The sequence below is a fragment of the Flavobacterium sp. WC2509 genome, from assembly GCF_052683105.1.
Genome location: NZ_JBQZFG010000001.1, coordinates 4,230,115 through 4,251,605 on the forward strand (window position 1 = coordinate 4,230,115; position 21,491 = coordinate 4,251,605).

16 protein-coding genes are annotated in these 21,491 nt (G+C 31.5%); 3 read left to right on the forward strand and 13 right to left on the reverse strand.

Annotated elements, in window-relative coordinates; all coding sequences use genetic code 11:
• Positions 1-189: 189 nt before the first annotated feature.
• Genes ACUN3A_RS17450 through ACUN3A_RS17460 form a run of 3 tightly spaced genes read left to right on the forward strand, consistent with a single transcriptional unit; the run spans position 190 to position 3,703 of the window.
• The gene (locus ACUN3A_RS17450) at positions 190-675 is read left to right on the forward strand and encodes a SixA phosphatase family protein (protein ID WP_445552562.1); all 486 of its coding nucleotides are present in this window, start codon (positions 190-192) and stop codon (positions 673-675) included.
• A gap of 7 nt (positions 676-682) precedes the next feature.
• Positions 683-2,776 carry a polyphosphate kinase 1 gene (gene ppk1, locus ACUN3A_RS17455; RefSeq protein WP_445552563.1) on the forward strand — a complete coding sequence of 698 codons (2,094 nt, stop codon included), beginning with the start codon at positions 683-685 and terminating at the stop codon, positions 2,774-2,776.
• A gap of 36 nt (positions 2,777-2,812) precedes the next feature.
• Positions 2,813-3,703, forward strand: coding sequence for a Ppx/GppA phosphatase family protein (locus tag ACUN3A_RS17460; RefSeq protein ID WP_445552564.1), 891 nt, complete (start codon positions 2,813-2,815; stop codon positions 3,701-3,703).
• 79 nt (positions 3,704-3,782) lie between these two features.
• On the opposite strand, the gene ACUN3A_RS17465 is transcribed toward ACUN3A_RS17460, so the two are convergent.
• The 13 genes from ACUN3A_RS17465 to ACUN3A_RS17525 all read right to left on the reverse strand — a co-directional run bounded on the left by ACUN3A_RS17465 (position 3,783) and on the right by ACUN3A_RS17525 (position 21,477).
• Complete coding sequence (locus tag ACUN3A_RS17465) at positions 3,783-4,256, reverse strand: nuclear transport factor 2 family protein (protein WP_445552565.1); 474 nt, start codon at positions 4,254-4,256, stop codon at positions 3,783-3,785.
• A gap of 158 nt (positions 4,257-4,414) precedes the next feature.
• The gene (locus ACUN3A_RS17470; RefSeq protein WP_445552566.1) at positions 4,415-4,870 is read right to left on the reverse strand and encodes a low affinity iron permease family protein; all 456 of its coding nucleotides are present in this window, start codon (positions 4,868-4,870) and stop codon (positions 4,415-4,417) included.
• A 172-nt stretch (positions 4,871-5,042) separates the two neighbouring features.
• Positions 5,043-5,549, reverse strand: a complete 507-nt coding sequence (locus ACUN3A_RS17475) for a hypothetical protein (RefSeq protein ID WP_445552567.1) — start codon at positions 5,547-5,549, stop codon at positions 5,043-5,045.
• Between the two features lie 225 nt (positions 5,550-5,774).
• Positions 5,775-6,848 (reverse strand): OmpA family protein, encoded by a 1,074-nt coding sequence (locus ACUN3A_RS17480; protein WP_445552568.1) that lies wholly within the window; start codon positions 6,846-6,848, stop codon positions 5,775-5,777.
• Between the two features lie 219 nt (positions 6,849-7,067).
• Complete coding sequence (locus ACUN3A_RS17485) at positions 7,068-7,745, reverse strand: peptidoglycan DD-metalloendopeptidase family protein (RefSeq protein WP_445552569.1); 678 nt, start codon at positions 7,743-7,745, stop codon at positions 7,068-7,070.
• 71 nt (positions 7,746-7,816) lie between these two features.
• Positions 7,817-9,084 (reverse strand): IS3 family transposase gene (locus ACUN3A_RS17490; protein ID WP_445550800.1). Its coding sequence is split into 2 segments (ribosomal slippage): positions 7,817-8,745 and positions 8,745-9,084, totalling 1,269 coding nucleotides; the frame shifts between segments, so codons are not numbered across the junction.
• 96 nt (positions 9,085-9,180) lie between these two features.
• Positions 9,181-11,589 carry an alpha-ketoacid dehydrogenase subunit alpha/beta gene (locus ACUN3A_RS17495; protein WP_445552570.1) on the reverse strand — a complete coding sequence of 803 codons (2,409 nt, stop codon included), beginning with the start codon at positions 11,587-11,589 and terminating at the stop codon, positions 9,181-9,183.
• A gap of 185 nt (positions 11,590-11,774) precedes the next feature.
• The gene (locus tag ACUN3A_RS17500; RefSeq protein ID WP_445552571.1) at positions 11,775-14,600 is read right to left on the reverse strand and encodes an aminopeptidase; all 2,826 of its coding nucleotides are present in this window, start codon (positions 14,598-14,600) and stop codon (positions 11,775-11,777) included.
• A gap of 134 nt (positions 14,601-14,734) precedes the next feature.
• Entirely contained in the window at positions 14,735-15,463 is a 729-nt protein-coding gene (locus ACUN3A_RS17505; protein ID WP_445552572.1) for an LOG family protein, read from the reverse strand.
• Positions 15,464-15,687: 224 nt separating this feature from the next.
• The gene (locus ACUN3A_RS17510; protein ID WP_445552573.1) at positions 15,688-16,578 is read right to left on the reverse strand and encodes an alpha/beta hydrolase; all 891 of its coding nucleotides are present in this window, start codon (positions 16,576-16,578) and stop codon (positions 15,688-15,690) included.
• A 453-nt stretch (positions 16,579-17,031) separates the two neighbouring features.
• Entirely contained in the window at positions 17,032-17,472 is a 441-nt protein-coding gene (locus tag ACUN3A_RS17515) for a DUF559 domain-containing protein (RefSeq protein WP_445552574.1), read from the reverse strand.
• 116 nt (positions 17,473-17,588) lie between these two features.
• The gene (gene uvrA, locus ACUN3A_RS17520; protein WP_445552575.1) at positions 17,589-20,420 is read right to left on the reverse strand and encodes an excinuclease ABC subunit UvrA; all 2,832 of its coding nucleotides are present in this window, start codon (positions 20,418-20,420) and stop codon (positions 17,589-17,591) included.
• 103 nt (positions 20,421-20,523) lie between these two features.
• Positions 20,524-21,477: a Fic family protein gene (locus tag ACUN3A_RS17525; RefSeq protein ID WP_445552576.1), complete on the reverse strand. Its 954-nt coding sequence runs from the start codon at positions 21,475-21,477 to the stop codon at positions 20,524-20,526.
• Positions 21,478-21,491: the final 14 nt, after the last annotated feature.

Consider the following 21,491-nt stretch of genomic DNA (forward strand, 5'->3'; position numbering starts at 1 on the left):
GATTACAATTCTAAATAAAAAATAAGTTCGATAGTCTTAACTTTTTTTGTAAATTGTATGTCTCTAATGATTTTCTAAATAGAATTATTGGTGGTGTTATTATTGTCTAAAAATAGATTGATGTGTCAAATGAACATGATACCATTATGTGAATTACTGATACCAATAAAAAATAAATATTTGCTAAATATGAAAAATCTAATTTTAATTCGGCATGCTAAGTCTAGTTGGGAAGCTCCTTTACATGACAAAGACAGACCTTTAACTGCACATGGTATGCAATGTGCTCATTTGGTTTCTTCCCATATTGTCAAAGACTTGCCTAAAACATATTCAATATGGTGTAGTACGGCCGAAAGAACTAAAGAAACAGCTATGATTTTTGCTCAGAATATTAATTTTCCTTTAGAAAGTATTCTATATAAAGATGACCTATATACTTTTGATGAAAGAAAACTAGAGAAAATTATAAAATTAGATAGTATTGGAAATGATAACATAATTATATTCGGGCATAACGAGGCTATTACAAATTTTGTTAATAAATTTGGGGATGTTTACATTGATAATGTTCCTACAACTGGATTTGTGCATATAGAATTTGATAATGACAGTTGGGATAATATTAGTAAGGGTAAAACAAAAAAAACAGTATTCCCCAGAGATTTAAAATAAATAAAAAGTGTTTGAACAAAAATATATTGATAGAGAAAAAAGCTGGTTAGCTTTTAATGCTAGAGTACTACAAGAAGCCGCAGATGATTCAGTTCCATTATTAGACAGGTTGCGTTTTTTAGGGATTTTTTCAAATAATTTGGATGAATTTTTTAGAGTTCGATTTGCAGCTATTAGAAGAATAAGTCTAAGTGGTATTTCTGGTGAAAAATATTTCGGAGGAGTAACTGTTCAACAATTAATAAAGGACATCACTAAAATTGTGATACAGCAACAGTCCGAAAGTTTGCGAATTCTTAGTAATATAGAAGAACAATTAGGAAACGAAAATATTTATATTACTCAGGGAAATGATATTAATAAAGAACAAGAAGTTTTTCTAAAGGAATTTTTTATTCAAACATTAAGTCCAGAACTGGTAACAATTATCTTAAATGATTTAGCAGAATTTCCAGTTTTAAAAGATTCATTAGGATATTTAGCAGTAAAGCTCGTGATGAAAAAAAATCAGGAAGTACGTTACGCTATTATCGAAATTCCTAAAATGATTAATCGATTTGTAGTTTTGCCTACAAATACCGAAAAGCAATATGTTATCCTGATTGATGATATAATCAGAATGAATTTGAGCAGTATTTTTAATATTTTTGATTATGAAAGTGCCTCAGCACACATGATAAAAATAACAAGAGATGCTCAATTAGACATTGATAGTGATTTGAGTAAAAGTATGCTTGAAAAAATATCTTCCAGCGTTAAAGAAAGAAGAATAGGGGAGCCTGTACGATTTATATACGATCAGGAAATTGGCAGAGATACTCTTAAATTTTTTCTGGATAAAATGCATATAGACTCTACCGATAGCATTATACCTGGCGGAAGATACCATAACAGGAGAGATTATATGAATTTTCCTAATCTTGGTAGATTTGATTTACTATATAAAAAAAATGACCCTCTTCCAATACCAGGATTGAGTCTTGAAGGAAGTATTTTAGAAAGAATCGCTAAAAAAGATTATTTATTAAATGCTCCCTATCAAACGTTTTCCTATTTAATTAAATTTTTACGTGAGGCTGCTTTAGATCCAAAAGTAACTTCAATTAAAATTACATTATATCGATTAGCCAAAAATTCGCAGATTATCAGTTCATTGATTAATGCTGCTAAAAATGGAAAGAAAGTAACTGTACAAATAGAATTACAAGCTCGTTTTGATGAAGCGTCTAATATCTCCTATTCAGAACAAATGCAAACGGAGGGAATTGAACTTATATTTGGTATAAAAGGATTAAAAGTTCATAGTAAAGTTTGTGTTATTGAACGACTTGAGAAGGGTAAAGTTAAACGATACGGTTTCATTTCGACAGGGAATTTTAATGAAGCTACAGCCAAAATTTATACTGATGTGACTCTCTTTACATGTCATCCTCAAATTTTAAAAGACATAACAAAGGTATTTGAATTTTTTGCTATTAATTATAAAGTACAGCGTTATAAACATCTTATTGTTTCTCCCCAATATACGAGACAACGTTTTACTAGATTAATTGATAGAGAAATTGCTCATGCTATAGCAGGTAGAAAGACTTATATGAAGTTGAAAATGAATAGCTTATCTGATTTGGCAATGATAGATAAATTATACGAAGCTAGCAATGCAGGAGTTAAAATTCAATTAGAAGTAAGAGGAATATGTTCTTTGATACCTGGTGTTAAAGGATTAAGTGAAAATATCGAAGCTATTAGTATAGTAGATAATTATTTAGAACATTCTAGAGTTTATATTTTTGGAAATGCTGGATTTACGGAAGTTTATATTTCTTCTGCCGATATAATGACCCGAAATATTGATGCCAGAGTTGAAGTTACTTGTCCAATTTATGATCAAGAAATAAAAAATGAATTGATAGATAATTTTGATATCGGCTGGAAAGGAAATGTAAAAGCTAGATTTCATTCTTATAAATTGGATAATAAATATAGAATTAGGGGAGATAATCCAGTTTTTAGAGCTCAGTTAGAAACCTATTTATATTACCAAAGAAAAATAGAACCGGTTGAAGAATTGAAAGAAGATTATAATAACATTAACCTGTAGAATTAATTCTAAAAAATAAATTGCATCCTTGAGAATATGATTAAAATTAAAAAATATGCTGCTATTGATATTGGTTCAAATGCCATGCGTTTATTAATTACCAATATAGTAGAAGAAGACGGGAAAGAGACTCAATTCAATAAAAGTTCATTAGTTCGTGTACCGATTCGTTTGGGGCAGGATGCATTTACAGTAGGAGAAATTTCTCCAGAGAATATTGACCGTATGGTTGATGCTATGAAGGCTTTCAATTTGTTGATGAAAGTGCATAAAGTAGAACGTTATATGGCATTTGCTACATCGGCTATGCGAGAAGCTTATAACGCTAAAGAAGTTGTTGCTTTGATAAGAAAGAAAGCTGACATCAAAATAGAAATTATTGACGGTAAAAAAGAAGCAGCGATTATAGCATCAACCGATTTGCATCATCTGCTAAAAACAGATGAAACGTATTTATTTGTTGACGTAGGTGGTGGTAGTACAGAATTTACCTTGTTCTCTAATGGAAAAATGGTAAATTCAAGATCATTCAAAGCAGGAACTGTACGATTGCTAAATGAAATGGTTTGTGATGTTGTTTGGGATGAAATTGAAAAATGGATTAAACAAAACACTGCCGATTATGAAGAAGTTACTTTAATAGGTTCTGGCGGTAATATCAATAAATTATTCAAAATGTCTGGCAAAATTCAGGAAAAACCTTTGTCATACATCTATATAAACTCACAATATGCTTATTTGAATTCTTTGACATATGAACAAAGAATTTCTCAATTAGGTTTAAATCCAGATAGGGCAGACGTAATTGTGCCTGCAACTCGTATTTATCTTAATGCAATGAAATGGAGTGGAGCAAGACAAATTTATGTTCCAAAAATTGGATTATCAGATGGTATTGTTAAGGCAATGTACCATGGTAAAATATAATATTTATTAGAATTTATATTTATATAAAAAAGACTGATTATAAAATCAGTCTTTTTTATTTGTATTCAAAATCAAGATATTAAGAATGCGTTTTTGAGTAATTTTTTAAAGATACAATTGCTTGTTTTTGAATTTGTTTTTGCATGAAACCTGTCCAACCGAAGAGTAATCCTTTAAAACCAAATGCCTGTTTAGACCACTTCCAAATATCAAAATAATCAATGTGTTTAACAATTAAACCGTCCTGAAATTCAAATTGAGTATGAATTTTATTGACTATTTTTCGATTTGTTTTACTAAAATTATAAGTAGCAATCCATTTAGCACTTCCAGAATAATCATCGGCTTTGATGTCTGAAAATTCAATTTTTATGTTCCCTTTACTTTTTTCTATCAACATTTTCCACATCTGACAAGCATCGTTTCCATTAAGTTTTCCGAAAGCAGGATCTTCAAATTGAATAGTATTGTGATAACATTCACACATCGTTTTTGCATCAGCATTTGCAAAAGCAGTATAAAATTTCTCGATCAATTGTTCGTTTGGATTCATTTTGATAAAGTTAGAAAGTAAAAATAGTGATTTCTAACAAAAAACGGAAAGGATTTTATTACTTATCTTTTTAATTTAAGTACTTTAGAACATTAGTATGCATCATAACAATTGACTTATTTTATGAAGTAATTCGCCTTGTGACATTTATATCGCAATCATTTTTTTGCATAATTATCTTCTTCGCCCAAAGTTTTGTCGAGTTCTTTAGTAAACTCTTCTTTTTGTTCTTCATTTAAATCTTTAATTTGCTCAGCCAAATCAGAATACTCTTTAGATAGTTTCGTGATTTCTCTTTCAGTTTTAATTTCTGCATTCAATACTGCATTACTTGCGGGTTCGTGTGAAGAAACTAATTCGTTTATTTTTAAATGTAATGAAGCCGAAAACCGATTAAAAGATTTTTGAATTATAAATAAACTCAAAAAAGTAATTCCAAAAATGATGTCACCAATGATAAGATGTACATCATTGTTGTAAAATAAACTGTTAATCCACCAAAATAGCACCAAACATAATGCTATAATAAATGAAATAGAATTGCCCAATATTGTGGTTGCAATTGAGACCAATTTTTCGAAAATATTTTCTGTATGGTTGTATATTTTGTTCATGATATTTTACTTTTAAGATAAAATAAAAGCCCAGCTATCTACTAATAACAGGGCTTTTATAAATTATGATTTTAAGGCATAAAGACGGTCTAAAAAACTTTGATAATTAGAGATTTTCTTTAATATCAATAATTCAGTCTTTAAGATTTTTTTTGTTAACTACGGTAACTAATTAATGTTTACCATTTTTATTTCCTTTGTTTCCATGGCCATTATTTCCGTTATTGCCATGATTTTCGTGCCCTTGATTACCATTGTCATGGTGTTCATTATCATGATGTTCATTATTGTAATTGGATGCCATTCTATAATTTTTTTGAGGACCTTTATTGTATCCTTTATAATATTTTACTTTGTGTTCTTGATAATGGCTATAAGGTCTTGATCCGTGGTAATCATTTAATACCACTTTATATCCACTATATAAATCATAATTTCTATAACGGTTAGGTAAATTACGTGATCTAATCCATGTGCCATTGTTTAAAAAAATAAATTGTTGGGCACTTATATCATAATAGGATTCTACATCTGGCAGATAATAATATGATACTTCAGAATAGCCAACAGGACCCCATTGTGGAGGTGTTCCAAAATTCACATTTATAGAAACTTGTGCATGATTTGCTGTCGATGCAAAAAAGAATAGGGCTAGGGCAATTAATTTTAATGGTTTCATTTTTATTTTGTTTTTAATTTTTTTCCACTTTATTTTAAAGTGAAAGGAAGAATATTTTCTTCTCTAAATTATATAGTACAAAGATCAAGCCTATACCCATATATTTTGTTATAGGATTTGGTATAAAGGTTTCATAATTCATGGATGACTTTTTTCGTATTTCTCTAAAAAAAAAGAGACTGTTATAAAACAGCCTCTTTTGGATTTACAATATTAATTTAGTCCTTAATATGACGTTATTAATTCGACTCTTCTATTTTTGGCTCTGCCTGAAGACGTATCGTTAGTGGCAATTGGTTTACCATCTCCAAAACCTAAAGCAGTAAGTCTGGTTTCTGGTATTCCTTTGTTCATTAAATAAGTTTTTACAGATTCAGCACGTTGTTGAGATAAGTTTATATTGTAAGCATCACCACCAACATTATCTGTATGACCACCAATTTGTAAATTAGTTGCATTATAACGTTTTAATATTTCCGCTAAATTATCAAGTTGAATATAAGAAGATGATTTTAACTCGGCACTGGCATTTTCAAAGAAAAGTTTACCTGCGATATCAGCAATTTTTTTAACATCTATTGGGGCAATTTTTGGACAACCTTTGTCAGCGATATTTCCTTTTTCGGAAGGGCAACGGTCAATATTATCGGTAACCCCATCACCATCTGTGTCGGGACAGCCTTTTAGGGCTAAAGGACCAGCTGCATCAGGACAAAGATCTACTTCATTTGCTACACCATCTTTATCACTATCCATTGGACATCCAGATGCATCTACCTTATAACCAGCAGTTGTATTAGGACATTTGTCATCGATATCTGCGACACCATCTTTATCTACATCGGGACAACCTTTTAAATCTACTAAACCAGCAACATCTGGACAATGGTCTTGCGCATCAGCGATACCATCCTTATCAAAATCGGGACAACCATTCAAGTTAGATATTCCAGCAACATCTGGACATTTATCTAAATAATCGGCAACACCATCTATATCTTTATCAAGTGGACAGCCAGATAGGTCTACTTTTACGCCTGCAGGTGTGTCTGGACACTTGTCATTTTTATCTGCAACACCGTCATTATCCGAATCTTTTGCATCTTTAGATATAAAGATTGCTTTTGAGTCTCCAACTTCATAAAACACTATATTGGTTTTATAAAAATTATTTTCCAGATTTCCATTGTCTGTTGTAGAACTATTAGAAATTCCAGTATCTAATTTTACGTCTTTATTCGCTGCTGCGCTTATATATGTAAATGCTAAGCAAGTACATAAAAAAAGTAAATTTTTCATTTTGTGTGTTGTGTTAAATTGTTTACTCAAAGGTCATCAACAAATTTTGTTTAAGTGTTGCATTACTTTTAACAATGTTTACATGATTCACACGTTTTTAATTAAATACCGCTTGCATTTTAGATAAAATGGAATGATTTATTTACTTTAAAATAGTCGTTTTAAGCAGGAATATTTTTTGTTTCTCAATTTTGAGTTGGAATAAATAATTAAGATTGCTTAATAAATTTTTAGTAACAAGTTAGGATCAGGACAGTTTTCCAAATAATAAGATAATTTGTTTTTACTACAAACACCTGGGTAATCACCAAAATTACCTTCAATGTCTTTTATGATTTGAAAATGCAAATGAGGGGCATAATCTCCATTTACAGTTGGATCTCCGAGTGAAGCTAATTTTTCTCCTTTTGCAAAAAAATCACCAACTTTAATGGAAGCAATATTTTCTAATGCTAAATGCCCGTATAAAGTATAAAAAGTATGATTTTCTAATTGATGCTGTAGTATAATTGTTGTACCATAATCGCCCAAATTATTATTATATTTAAAACTATGTATTTTTCCATCCAAAGCTGCTAATACGGCTGTACCTGATTTAATCCACAAATCGATACCGATATGAATATTACGTTCTTCTGTATTTAAATCATTAAAAACGGTACTTCGTTTGTATAAATTACGTATTTCGTTGTAACCTCCATAAGCAACGGTAGATTTCTTTTTTGGTAAAAGTTGTTCTATATATTTTTCAAATTCATTTGAATTAGTAAGGTCAAATTGATTGAGATCTAAATTTGAAGCAGATAAATCTAATGGAGTATATTGTGTGTACGGAATACTACTATCAATTACTTTAATGTCTTTTAGATCTAAAAACAAAGTTTCTAACGATATCATTGGAGGATGGAATAAGTTACTAAAGTGAGTTGTCCTGAAAAAGGTTGACTCGATTAATATTATAAAATTAGTTAAATCGGGACAGAATTACTTCTGTTCCGATTTATTTTTTTCCATCGTTTTAGTTTAATATTATTTTGAGAATGCGCTTGATTAGGAGTAAGCATATTTATAGACAAATGGACTCTAATTTGATTGTAAAACAGAATAGATTCTTCGACTTGCTTTTTTAAGTTTTCAACATTCTCAAAAATTTCAAATAATCCAAACTCTTCTTTTAAAATTCCATTTACCCTTTCTGCAATTGCATTTTCATAGGGATCATAACTTTGCGTCATGCTTATCCGAATGTTGTTTCTGGATAAACATTCGGTATATTCTTTGCTACAATACTGCAAGCCTCTGTCTGAATGATGTATAAGATTGTTACTGTATTTTCTATTAATAACAGCCATTTTTAAAGCTTCTAATGTAGAAGCTGCCATTAAATTATCCGATAATTTATAGCCCACAATTTTCTTCGAATAGGCATCTGTTATCAGATGTAAATAATGTGTTTTATCTTTAGTTCTAAGGTAAGTAATATCAGCTACCCAAATTTGCTCAGGCCTTTTGATTTCTATCTCTTTAATTAAGTTTGGATATTTACGCATCCAATGTCTTGAATTGGTTGTCTTGTAATATCTTCGAACTTTCGGAACTAATAAATATTCATCTCGTAAAAAATCAAATAATTTATCTCTGCCTATCTTTATTTGATGTTTCTTAAAATCATCTTTCAACATAAAATATAGTTTTTTACCTCCCGTTTTGGGCAGTTTTTGACGCACTGACATCACTAAAGAGTTTAGGCACTCTTTGTCTAAACCTGATTTTAACAGATGTGTTTTTCGTTTATAATAAGCTTGTTTGCTATACCCAAACAATCGACATATTCCCTGAGGACTAATCCTGTAAATATGATTTATTTCTTGGACTGCTTGGAACCAGACTTTTTTACAATCTCAACTTTTAGCTCTCGTTCGGCTATTTCTATAAACTTTTTAAAAACCAACAATTCTTGTTCTTTCTTGGCTAATTGTGCTTCAAGTTCTTTGATGCGCTGAGATTGAGGATCTTTCATAGGACGGCCAATGGTTAGTTTATCTTGATAGGTAAATTTACCATATTTTTTTAACCAACGGGGTATACAGCTGTTACCACGAATATTATAGCGCCTGCGAAGTTCCGCTTTTGTAAATAATCCCTGTTCAAATTCTTTTACTACTTGCTTTTTGAATAGCTCTCCGAAAGTTTGTGGAGCTAACGGCTTTTTGAATTCTTTTCTTTCTGTTGACATAATTAAGGTAATTATAGTCAACTTTTTTCAGGACGAGACAAAGATAAAAAAAATCCCAATCTTTAAATTTAGATTGGGATTTTGATTTTTTATGAATTAATATAAAGAAGGAAATTTTAAAGGATTCACTTCATGTATCATTTCATATACTTTTTCATAAATATCTTCGGCTGAAGGTTTTGAAAAATAATCACCATCTGTACCATAAGCAGGTCTATGAGCTTTTGCACTCAAAGTTTGCGGTTTGCTGTCCAGATGAATATATGCATTTTGCTCTTCAATTATTTGTTGCAAAATATAAGCTGATGCTCCGCCTGGAACATCTTCATCAATGATTAATAATCGATTTGTCTTTGCAATACTTTTTACGATATCATGATTGATGTCAAAAGGGAGTAAGGATTGTAAATCAATAATTTCACAATCAATACCAACTTCAAATAATTCCTTGGCAGCTTGTTCAACCAATCTCAAAGTCGAACCATAACCAACAAGAGTTATATCTGTTCCTTTTCTTAATGTTTCAACAACACCAATTGGTGTTTTAAACTCACCAAAATTTGAAGGCATTTTTTCTTTTAATCGGTAACCATTTAAACACTCAATAACCAAGGCAGGTTCATCAGATGCTAATAAAGAATTGTAAAAACCAGCAGCTTGTGTCATGTTTCTAGGAACTAATACGTGAATTCCTCTAATGGCATTAATAATCATTCCCATTGGTGAACCTGAATGCCAAATACCTTCTAAACGGTGTCCTCTGGTACGGATAATTAGCGGTGCTTTTTGTTTTCCAACCGTTCTATATTGTAAGGTAGCCAAATCGTCACTCATAATTTGAATAGCATACAATAGGTAATCTAAATATTGGATTTCGGCAATCGGACGTAATCCTCTTAATGCCAGCCCAATTCCTTGCCCTAATATTGAAGCTTCTCGAATCCCAACATCGGCAACTCGTAGCTCACCATATTTTTCTTGCATGCCTTCAAGACCTTGGTTTACGTCGCCAATATTACCAGCGTCTTCACCAAAAATTAAAGCTTCTGGATATTTGGTAAAAAGAGCATCAAAATTATCTCTTACAATCATTCTGCCATCGGTATCCGCGATAGCATCAAGGGGATACTCTGGTAAAACTTCTTTTACCGAAAATACATTTTTATCCGATTCAGAAAATAAATTACTACTGAATTTAGGTTGTGTTTTATTGATGTAATCTTTAATCCAATTCGATAGTTCTACTTTGTGACTTTCATCGATAATTAATCGAAGTGTTTTTCTAGCAACTGTCATTATTTCCTTTTTCAAAGGCGATTTAATGCTTTTTAAACTAGAAACCTTTTTTAAAATTTCGTCTTTTTTAGGACTAACTTCAGCAATTTTCTCTAAAATTGTAATTAGCTCTTCTTTTTCTTCAATTATAGGAGCTATAAAAGTTTGCCAAGCGGCTTTTTTACCTTCAAAAACTTCTTTTTTAGCTTCCAAATCGATTGCGTCAATTTCTTCAGGAGAAGCAATATTGATAGCAATCATCCATAATTTCATTTGGCGAATACAATCAAATTCTTTTTCCCATGCTAATCGAGAAGCACTTTTGTATCTTTCGTGAGAGCCAGAGCTAGAATGACCTTGTGGTTGTGTTAATTGAGTCACGTGGATTAAAACTGGAATATGTTTTTCACGTGCTATTTCGGCAGCTTTTTCATAAGTTGCAATTAAGTCAACATAATCCCAACCTTTAACTTTTAATATTTCAAAACCATTTGTTCCTTCTTCTTTTTGGTAACCTTTTAGTATTTCCGAAATATTTTCTTTGGTAGTTTGGTGTTTTGCATGTACCGAAATACCATATTCATCATCCCAAACACTCATTACCATCGGAACTTGTAATACTCCAGCAGCATTGATTGTTTCAAAAAATAATCCTTCGGAGGTGCTGGCATTACCAATTGTTCCCCATGCAATTTCATTTCCATCAATAGAAAAAAGGTCTGCATTTGGGATATTTGGAATATTTCTATATATTTTAGAAGCTTGTGCTAGTCCTAGTAATCGAGGCATTTGTGCTGCCGTAGGTGAAATATCTGCGCTAGAATTTTTTTGTTGTGTTAAGTTTTTCCAAGAACCATCTTCATTCAAACTATGGGTTACAAAATGACCACCCATTTGTCTTCCTGCGGACATTGGTTCAAACTCAATATCAGTATGACCATACAAACCAGCAAAAAATTGTTTGATGGTTAATTCCCCAATAGCCATCATAAAAGTCTGGTCGCGATAATATCCTGAACGGAAATCTCCATTTTTAAAGCACTTTGCCATGGCAAGCTGAGGAACTTCTTTACCATCTCCAAAAATACCAAATTTGGCTTTTCCAGTTAATACCTCTTTACGACCTAATAAGCTGCATTCACGGCTTATTATGGCAATTTTGTAATCATTTAAGACTTCGGTTTTGAAATCTTCAAATGTCAAACCAGTATCGACTTTCTCTTTAATCATAATTTAAAAGTATGCTTTATCGCTGCAAATTTAATTAAAAACAATCTAAATAACCTTATAGAATTTTGTATTTTATATTTTTTTGACCAATAATTTTTAGTAAATTGAATGTATTTTTATCAAATGAATAATTTTGATTAAAATTTAGTAACAATAATTTAATATTTTAAAGTTTTTATTTTGAATTAAAACCATTTTCGTGTAAAAAGGTTAATTAATGACTTTGGATTAAAAATGAAGATAAAGCGGATTTTTTCGCCATAATTTTTTTCTGACAGTTCAAATCCGTTTGAAGAATACACTGGAAAGTACAATTCAAAGTAATCTTGAACCAAATTTAACCGAATACCACTATCATAAAGAAAGGTATTTGAGACTCCTTTGTTTTTTACAAATCCAAAATCGGCATAGGCATCAACCCAATTCCATAATAAAGAATAACTCAAATTACTTGATACCAACCATTGATTAGCTTCTGGCGGAGTTAAAAACGATTTAAAACCTCCCTGACCTTGAATATATTGCTGACTTAGAATACCTGTTTCATCGGATCTTGCGTAAACTGCATAATCAAACATATAATCGTTTACTTTTGAAATACCAAAATTGTAATTTTGGTTATTATTTGAATTGTATAAAAAGGTTCCTGCAAAAACTCTGGCATTAAAATATCGATTGTCATTGAATAGTTTACGATACTCCATTTCTGCCGATACTTTACCAAAATAATGCGATAGTTGTACATCGGTCAAAAATTTAACGTGGCTTGTAATCTCAGTTTTTATATTGTAATATTTTAAATTTAGGATAGAGTAATTATCAGTACTGTCTATTACCACCGCAGACGGCTCTTTGTATATAATGTTGTACTTCATTGTTATAGCCTGTTTTCTATTGTCCCTATAGTTTGGTTGTCTAAAAAACAGAGATACATTTGGGTAAAATTTTAAGTAGGCAGCATCTGATGCGTAATGATAATAAGAACTATTCAAAGAATATCGAATGTTGTATAATCGACCATCTCTTAAATATTGATTGTAGGCAAAACTAGTACTCCCAATAACTGATTTGGTATTGATGGAATACATTGGATTTAAAACAAACATGAATGGTTTATCAAAAATGCTATAATTATATAAACTTACTCCAGGTGAAAAACCATCATATTTATTATAAAATAGAGTAGGGACATAAAATAATTGAGAGTAATGAGGTTCTTCTAAATCTTCAAAAAAAGTCATTTTTAATGGACGATTTAAAGAAAAAGCATGCAAGGATTTCGAATTGTTTCTCAAATTAAATTCAGGAACTTCATTTTCGTAATTGAGAATTAATTTGTCTATTTTTTTTCTTTCGAATGTAAGTTCTTTATCAATTTCGCTGGTTTCCAGCCATTTTTTAAAAATGACTTGTTTATTTCTAATTCCAAATATTGGCATTGGAACTATAGGCACTCCTTTGTTTTTTAATGTAAAAGTTACGCTGTCTTTGGTTTTAGAAACGTCATTAAATTTATAATCAATAGTTTCTCTACTATCAATAATGTAATCAAAAAACCAATTGATGTTTTTTGAAGCTTTTGATTTTAATACCTCTTCAAAATCATTTCTATCAGTTTGTTCTTGTTTGTTGAGATTGTAAAATTGTTTGATTCCAGACAAAACAATATCTTTTCCGAGATAATCATCAAGATAATGTAAACTCAATCCCGCTTTGTATTTATTGGCTATTTGAACATTGTATTTTATCAATGTATTTTTAGAAGCATTTAGAGGTTGGTCTAAATTTTTTCTAGCCATTAACATATAATAATAGCTGTATTGATCATTAAAATCAGTTTGTGCCATTTTAAAACCTCTGAGTAAAAAATATTTTGAAGCCGAACCCATCATTTTACTATTTGGGTAGTATTCATCAATATAATTCATCATCGTAAAGATTTGAATTCCATCATAAATCCAATTGTCTTTTCTGGAATCTAATCGAATGCTATTTTTTAAATAATTATTTAAATAGGTTTTCAAAAATTTTATTTCAAATAAAAAATCAGTAGTGAATGGGCGCATGAATTTGGGCAACTGATTCAATCCATAGAAAGGATTTTTTTCATAATCAGCTTCAGATATAATTATTTTATCAAATGGATACTCTCCAATTTGATTGTTGCCATAATCAACAACTCTCTTTATAATTTGAGATTTCAAGGAGTCGCTAAATCTTCCAGATCTTATATTTGTAAAAACTTCTAAGTTGTTTACTTTGAATTGGGTATAAGTAGATTCTTTTTCTATAATAAGATCAATATCGTTTCTGTTTTTCCCAGTTAATTTGATATTGGTTTCCTCATCAGTTTGTATTAATTGATTAATTGCCAAATCTGTCGTGATAGCATTTTTACCGCGAACTTTTAAATCGATATCAAAATCAGAAATAGCATTGGCAATATCATCAAGATTCTCATTACTGTATTTTACAAATTGATGATTTTCATAACGCGCTGGTGTGAGGAACCAGTTTTTGAGATGCATCCCATATTTTTCAAAATAGCCATATTTGGTAAATTTATCGCTAGGAATTTTTTCAATATAAGTAAGATGTAGTTTTACTTTTTGGTTGGGATATAAGGTTTTGTTCAGTAGAATTGTGATATAATCTGGATTTTTTTTAGATCTTTCCCAAGTAAAAGCTTTTTGTTCATTATCTTCAATAATCAGATTTAGGGTTCCGCCAAGTTCTTTTTCTGGAGCCAAATGAAATTTATTATAAAACTCATCTGAAAAACGTTTACCTAATGGGCTTTCTTTCTCCGAAAAAGCATTATTCCAATCATTCAATACAATTGAAGTCAAAGTATCATTGGATTGATTGTAAAATGTAATTTCTTGATTAATTGTTAAGGTTTTAGAATCCATATCAGCTACAACAGTCATCTTAGATTGATGCTGTGCATATTGTTTTTGAGTTACCAACAAAACAATAAATAGCAGGATAATTTTACCGTAAGTTTTCAATTTGGGATTATAAGTTTACTGGGGTATAAAACTAATACAATTTACAAATTTTTAAGAAAAGTACAGTATTAAATGGATAAAATGCATCGAAATACGTTTAAATAAAAAAGCCGCTTTGAAAACGGCTTTTAGTATTAAAAATTAGGACTTAAATCGTATTTTTTGTAGAATTTATTCAGAACATCAACTACTTCGTCTTCAGTATCTACAATCTTAAATAAATTCAAATCATCTGGACTTATTGTATGTTCTTTTTCTAATAAAACCGCTTTTATCCAATCGATTAAACCAGTCCAAAAAGTAGTTCCAACTAATATAATTGGAAATTTTCCAATCTTTTTGGTCTGAATTAAAGTTATAGCTTCGAATAATTCATCTAGAGTTCCAAATCCACCTGGCATCACCACGAACCCTTGTGAGTATTTGATAAACATTACTTTACGAACAAAGAAATGATCAAAATTTAGATTTTTGTCTCTGTCAATGTACGGATTAAAATGTTGTTCAAATGGTAATTCAATATTCAATCCTACCGAAGGACCACCTCCCAAATGTGCTCCTTTATTCCCAGCTTCCATAATTCCGGGACCACCGCCTGTAATCACACCATAGCCGGCTTTACTAATCTTATATGCTATTTTTTCGGCTAATAAATAGTAATGATCCTCGGGTTTTATTCTAGCCGAACCAAAAATTGTTACACACGGGCCAATTCGCCCCATTGTATCATATCCATTGACAAACTCGGACATGATTTTAAAAATTCCCCAACTATCATTGGTTCTGATTTCATTCCAAGTTTTTTGTTTAAAACTGTTGTGAATTATTTTATCTTCTTCATTATCAAAATCTTCTAATTTCATATTCTATAGTATTAATTTATTTTTTGAGGAGCTGGTACCTGCTGTCCGCTATATCTTTTTCTTTTTAAAGGAAAAAGAAAAAGGATGTCGCTTCCATCAGGGCTAGGGCATTAGGCTGTAAATGGAATCCATTTATAAAACTAATTTAGTTCTTTTTTGAGAAACTTCTCCAAATAGTTTTTCAAATTTTTCTCAAAAAAAAATCCCAATTAAGGGATTTCTAATTATTTTTTATAAATGTCTAATAGCCAATTATAAAAGCTGTCTTTCCACATTCCAACTGAATGACCTTCGTCGTATGCAAGTCCAAAACCGTGGTCTCCTTTAGAGTAAACATGTAATTCTGATTTATCAACTTGTTCTACCACCGCTGATAAAAAGGGAAGTGCTCGTTTTAAGGTCCATTTTTTATCATCTCTTGCAATTGCCATAAAAAATGGAGGTAAGGTTGATTTGTCTTTTATATTTTCAAGTAATTTTAATTTATCTCCCCCATAAATTAAACCGACAAAAGCTGGTTTCCAAGGCATTTTTTCGCTAACCGATGTAAAAGTCAACCATTCCGATATAAATGCACCTGCTGAAAAACCAAGTACGCCTATTTTTTCTTTGTCAAATTTAAATTTACCTGCTAATCCTATCATCGTCATCACACTCGCATTTACATCCTTTTTAAGTGCCTCAAAATAGATTGATTCCATTGGGATCTTAAATTTTCCTTTTTCATCTTTTGTATTAGTTCGATATTTTACAACCATACAAGTGATTCCTTGTTGCGAAAGCCAAAGTGCTAAATCTGTTCCTTCTTTATCTACCCAATTTGTAGTAAAACCACCACCAGGGAAAATAATTGTAGCTATATGTTTGTTATTTGATTCAGCAGCTGGGAATAACATATAAGTTGGTTCGGAAATATTGCGAAAAACACGATCTTTTTTTGATAATGATCCCGGTTTTACAATAGAATCTGCAAAAGTTTCTTTTTGTTCATGGGTAATTGGATTGTCTTTTATGCCGTTTGGAAAAAGAGGGATTTCTGCTGGAATCTGTTGCGCTAGAACTAAAATACTTTGTAAAAGAAATACTAAAAGTATTCCTGATTTGGTTTTTTTCATCGTGTAAAGTTATTTGGTAAGTAAAATGTTTGGTTGTTAATATTTGTTTTTAATGTTGTAAATGGATGCGTTTTTTAAAATAAATTAAGAATAAAATTATGTTTTTCTAAATTTTGTCAAATATATTAAAAAAGTGAATATGAATGCGTTGAGAAGAAAAATAGTGTTAAGGTCACTTTGTGTGAGGGATGGGAGCGGCATCCTTTATGTTTTTTTTTTCAAAACATAAAGATACAGCGGACAGCCCGCCCCGTAGTTTACGGAGGGACACACCCAAATGCTATTAAAAACTTTTGTGATTTTTAAATAAGTTCCTTTTTCAAAAACTGAGCTGTATAGCTTTTTTTATTTTTTACAATCTCTTCTAGGCTTCTTGTCAATAGATGTTGTTTCTTTGATTTCCCCTCTTTTGGAGGGGTGCCCGTAGGGCGGGGTGGTTTTATGTCTAAATTTTCAGATATTAATAGAACTATCCCCAAATTCAGCAATAATATATTTCTCTAACTCAGTCATCACATTATTCAAATCATGTTTTACCCTTAAATCAGAGACTCTATAGATCTTTAATCCCAAAGAAATGAGATAATCTTCTCTCTTCTGGTCGTACTCTTCTTTGTTATCATGACTTGAACCGTCAATTTCGATTACTAATCCTAAGGTTTTTACATAAAAATCTACGATAAAATTACCTATGATTCTTTGTCTGTCAAAATCTATTTTCCAAAACATCCCTTTGTATACTTGCATCCAAAAAATAACTTCTGACAGTACACCTGCTTTACGTAATGCTCGGGATCTTGCTTTTAGTTTTATGTTGTAGGGCAAATTTTCGATAAAATTTCTATAAATGGGATGTTTGTCTATATAAGCTGCAATTTCTTTATTGTTTTCCATTTAATACTTTCTTCTAATGAAACTTTCTTTAAAGTGAAGTTATAAAAAAAATATAGGAAAAAACAACAAAAAAAAACCACCCCGCCCTACGGGCACCCCTCCAGAGGAGGGGAATTTTATAACAACTCCTTTTTTAAAAACTGAGCTGTATAGCTTTTTTTATTTTTCACAATCTCTTCAGGAGTTCCTTTGGCAACCAATTGTCCACCGCCTTTTCCGCCTTCTGGGCCAATGTCAATAATATAATCAGCAAGTTTGATTACGTCCATATTATGCTCAATAATCAAAATGGTGTTTCCTTTATCTACCAATTTATTAATTACATCCATCAATACTCTAATATCTTCAAAATGCAAGCCTGTAGTAGGTTCGTCCAGAATATAAAATGTATTTCCAGTGTCTTTTTTAGATAATTCACCAGCCAATTTAATACGCTGAGCTTCTCCACCAGAAAGTGTTGTACTTTGTTGGCCAAGTGTAATGTATCCCAAACCAACATCCTGAATCGTTTTTATTTTGCGATAAATTTTCGGGATATTTTCAAAGAAAGGAACCGCTTCGTCAACCGTCATATTCAGTACATCCGAAATTGATTTTCCTTTGTATCGAATCTCTAAAGTTTCTCTGTTAAAACGTTTCCCTTGACAAGTCTCACATTCAACATAAACATCGGGCAAAAAGTTCATTTCAATTGTACGAACTCCAGAGCCTTCACAAGTTTCGCAACGACCACCTTTGACATTAAAACTAAAACGACCAGCTTTATATCCACGAATCATACTTTCAGAAGTCATCGTATACAGGTTTCTGATTTCAGTAAAAACTTCGGTATAAGTGGCAGGGTTGGAGCGTGGTGTTCTTCCAATCGGGCTTTGATCAATATCAATTACTTTGTCGATATGTTCTAATCCTTCAATTTTTTTATACGGTTTCGGAATTTTAACTCCGTTAAAATAATAGGCATTCAAAATAGGGTAGAGGGTTTCATTAATCAAAGTCGATTTACCGCTTCCTGAAACGCCTGTAACGCAAATCATTTTACCCAATGGCAAATCGATTGTTACGTTTTTTAGATTATTGCCTGTAGCACCTGTCAGTTTTAAAAATTTCCCATTTCCTTCTCTTCGTTTTTCAGGAATATTCAATTTCATTTTTCCATTCAAATACTGAGCAGTAATGGTATCTGAAGCCAAGGTTTCGGCAGGAGTTCCAATACTGATGATTTCACCGCCATATTTTCCAGCTTTTGGACCAATATCAATTACATAATCGGCTTGCTCAATCATATCTTTATCATGTTCAACCACGATTACCGAGTTACCAATATCTCGTAATTGTTCCAAAGAATGAATCAATTTTGCATTATCTCTTTGATGTAAACCAATACTCGGCTCATCCAAAATATACAAAACACCAACCAGTTGAGAACCAATTTGAGTTGCCAATCGAATGCGTTGTGCTTCACCACCTGAAAGCGACTTCGAACTTCGGCTTAAAGCCAAATAATCCAAACCTACATTCATCAAAAAGGCTAATCTATCTTTGATTTCTTTAATGACTTCAGTAGCAATCCTTTTTTGTTTATCTGATAAATGTTTATCTAAATCCAAAAACCAAGTGGTCAAATCCGATATATCCATATCGCATAACTCGGAGATGCTTTTTTCGTTTATTCTAAAATAATTGGCTTCTTTTTTCAAACGGGAACCATTGCAAACAGGACATTTTATTTCATCCATAAATGCCGCAGCCCAACGTTTAATTGTGGTTGAACCACTTTCATCGTGTTGGTTTTTTATAAAATGGGATATTCCTTCAAAATCTATTTTATAGTCACGAGCAACACCTAAATTTTTAGAATTAATTGTAAATTTTTCTTTGCCACCATTCAAAATCATTTGCATCGCTTCTTCAGAAATAACTTCAATAGCATCGGTCAATTTAAAACCATATTTTTCACCTATAATTTCCAGTTGCTTAAAAATCCATGAAGATTTGTATTCTCCCAATGGTGCAAATCCACCCGCTTTAATAGATAATTTAGGATTCGGGATAATTTTCCCAACATTAATTTCATTAACTGTTCCTAATCCATTACAGTGTTCACAAGCTCCTTTCGGGGAATTAAAAGAAAATAAATTTGGTTCTGGATTTTGATAGGAGATTCCAGTAGTTGGGCACATCAAGTTTCGACTAAAATAACGTACCTCATTGGTGTCCTGGTCCAAGACCATCAATACATTTTCACCATGATGCATGGCTGTATTAATGCTTTCGGATAAACGTTTATCGTTGTCAGGAGTGTCTTCTATTACCATTCTGTCAACAACTATTTCAATATCATGGGTTTTATAACGATCTAATTTCATTCCTGAAACCAAATCTTGAATTTCGCCATTTACACGAACTTTCAAAAATCCTTGTTTAGTTATTTGTTGAAATAACTCTGCATAATGTCCTTTTCTAGCGCGAATTACAGGCGCCAAAATATTAATTCTCTTTCCTGAAAAATTCTGTATGATTAGTTCTTTAATTTGATCATCCGAATAGGAAACCATTTTTTCGCCTGTGTTATAACTGTAGGCATCAGCTCCACGAGCATAAAGCAAACGTAGAAAATCATAAATTTCGGTTATGGTTCCTACCGTAGAACGTGGGCTTTTGCTAGTTGTTTTTTGTTCGATAGCAATAACAGGGGAGAGTCCATCAATTTTATCTACATCAGGTCGTTCTAGCCCTCCAAGAAATTGTCTGGCATAGGCAGAAAAAGTTTCTACATAACGGCGTTGCCCCTCGGCATAAATAGTGTCGAATGCCAATGAGGATTTTCCAGAACCAGATAATCCAGTAATAACTACCAGTTTTTCTCTAGGAATGGAAACATCTATATTTTTTAGATTGTGAACGCGTGCACCTTGAACTTCGATCGTATTGTCTGTATCTAGCATAATTTTTGCAAAAAAGCAAAGTTACCATTTTGATTTATTCTTTTGATAGAACACTATGGAAGATTGTGTTAAAATAAGGTATAAAAAAAACGCTAACTCAAAGCTAGCGTTTTCTTTTTCGGGTTGTTATATAATCGTCTATGGCTTCTTTAGTAGTATACCAATTTCTGCCTTCTTTGTAAGCATCTATTTTGCCTGTTCGCGCCAATAAACTTACATATTCCTGACTATAAGGAGTACTTGGCTCACTTACAATATCAGATATTTTTTGATAGTCATTGTCATTATCGGGCATCGCATTCAAATAAATATTTAAGCTTCGTTCTAAGGCTTGGCTCATCAACAGTATTAATTTTTGATAATTACCATTATTTGCTTGATTGAGTGCTTCGTAATATTTCTTTCTATCATTTTTCAGGATAATAGCAGGTGGGAAACCACAACGCATCAATAATAAATTCATACTCAAACGAACGGTACGGCCATTGCCATCAAAAAATGGATGAATCCAAACTAATTTATGATGAAATACAGTTGCTAATTCTATATCGTTTAATTCTAAAGGATTTGTATTGACAAAATCAATCAATTCATCTAGATAATCTGAAACTTTATTAGCGTTTGGCGGAACAAAATTCGCACCGACAATGCGTACACCTCCATTGCGCAAACGCCCTGCAAAATCATCTTCGATAGAACGTAAAACCAAACCATGTAATGACAAAATATCAATACTTCGAAGTCTATAATCCTCTTTTAAAATCGAGAATAAATAATCAATGGCTTTATCATGATTGTGTGTTTCGAAATGTTCTCGCAACGATTTTCCTTTTACTGTAATTCCCTCTTGAAGTACCATTTGGGTTTCTCGTAAAGTTAAAGAGTTTCCCTCTATACTATTAGAGTTGTAAGTCCATTCTATAGACAAACTTTCTCTGATTTTATTCAAAGCGATACTTGGCAAAGGTCTGCTGGCTTGCAAATCTTGCTTTTTTTGGTACAATCTTTCAAAAGTAGATTGAAATTCTTTTCTATATCCTAAATCTATTTCCCACATAACTCCACAAAGAT

What these genes read in the sequence shown, in the direction of transcription:
- ACUN3A_RS17450 (WP_445552562.1), top strand. Translation starts at nt 190, where the DNA reads ATGAAAAATCTAATTTTAATTCGGCATGCTAAGTCTAGTTGGGAAGCT.
- ACUN3A_RS17460 (WP_445552564.1), top strand. Translation starts at nt 2,813, where the DNA reads ATGATTAAAATTAAAAAATATGCTGCTATTGATATTGGTTCAAATGCC.
- ACUN3A_RS17465 (WP_445552565.1), bottom strand. Translation starts at nt 4,256, where the DNA reads ATGAATCCAAACGAACAATTGATCGAGAAATTTTATACTGCTTTTGCA.
- ACUN3A_RS17470 (WP_445552566.1), bottom strand. Translation starts at nt 4,870, where the DNA reads ATGAACAAAATATACAACCATACAGAAAATATTTTCGAAAAATTGGTC.
- ACUN3A_RS17475 (WP_445552567.1), bottom strand. Translation starts at nt 5,549, where the DNA reads ATGAAACCATTAAAATTAATTGCCCTAGCCCTATTCTTTTTTGCATCG.
- ACUN3A_RS17480 (WP_445552568.1), bottom strand. Translation starts at nt 6,848, where the DNA reads ATGAAAAATTTACTTTTTTTATGTACTTGCTTAGCATTTACATATATA.
- ACUN3A_RS17485 (WP_445552569.1), bottom strand. Translation starts at nt 7,745, where the DNA reads ATGATATCGTTAGAAACTTTGTTTTTAGATCTAAAAGACATTAAAGTA.
- ACUN3A_RS17495 (WP_445552570.1), bottom strand. Translation starts at nt 11,589, where the DNA reads ATGATTAAAGAGAAAGTCGATACTGGTTTGACATTTGAAGATTTCAAA.
- ACUN3A_RS17505 (WP_445552572.1), bottom strand. Translation starts at nt 15,463, where the DNA reads ATGAAATTAGAAGATTTTGATAATGAAGAAGATAAAATAATTCACAAC.
- ACUN3A_RS17510 (WP_445552573.1), bottom strand. Translation starts at nt 16,578, where the DNA reads ATGAAAAAAACCAAATCAGGAATACTTTTAGTATTTCTTTTACAAAGT.
- ACUN3A_RS17515 (WP_445552574.1), bottom strand. Translation starts at nt 17,472, where the DNA reads ATGGAAAACAATAAAGAAATTGCAGCTTATATAGACAAACATCCCATT.
- uvrA (WP_445552575.1), bottom strand. Translation starts at nt 20,420, where the DNA reads ATGCTAGATACAGACAATACGATCGAAGTTCAAGGTGCACGCGTTCAC.
- ACUN3A_RS17525 (WP_445552576.1), bottom strand. Translation starts at nt 21,477, where the DNA reads ATGTGGGAAATAGATTTAGGATATAGAAAAGAATTTCAATCTACTTTT.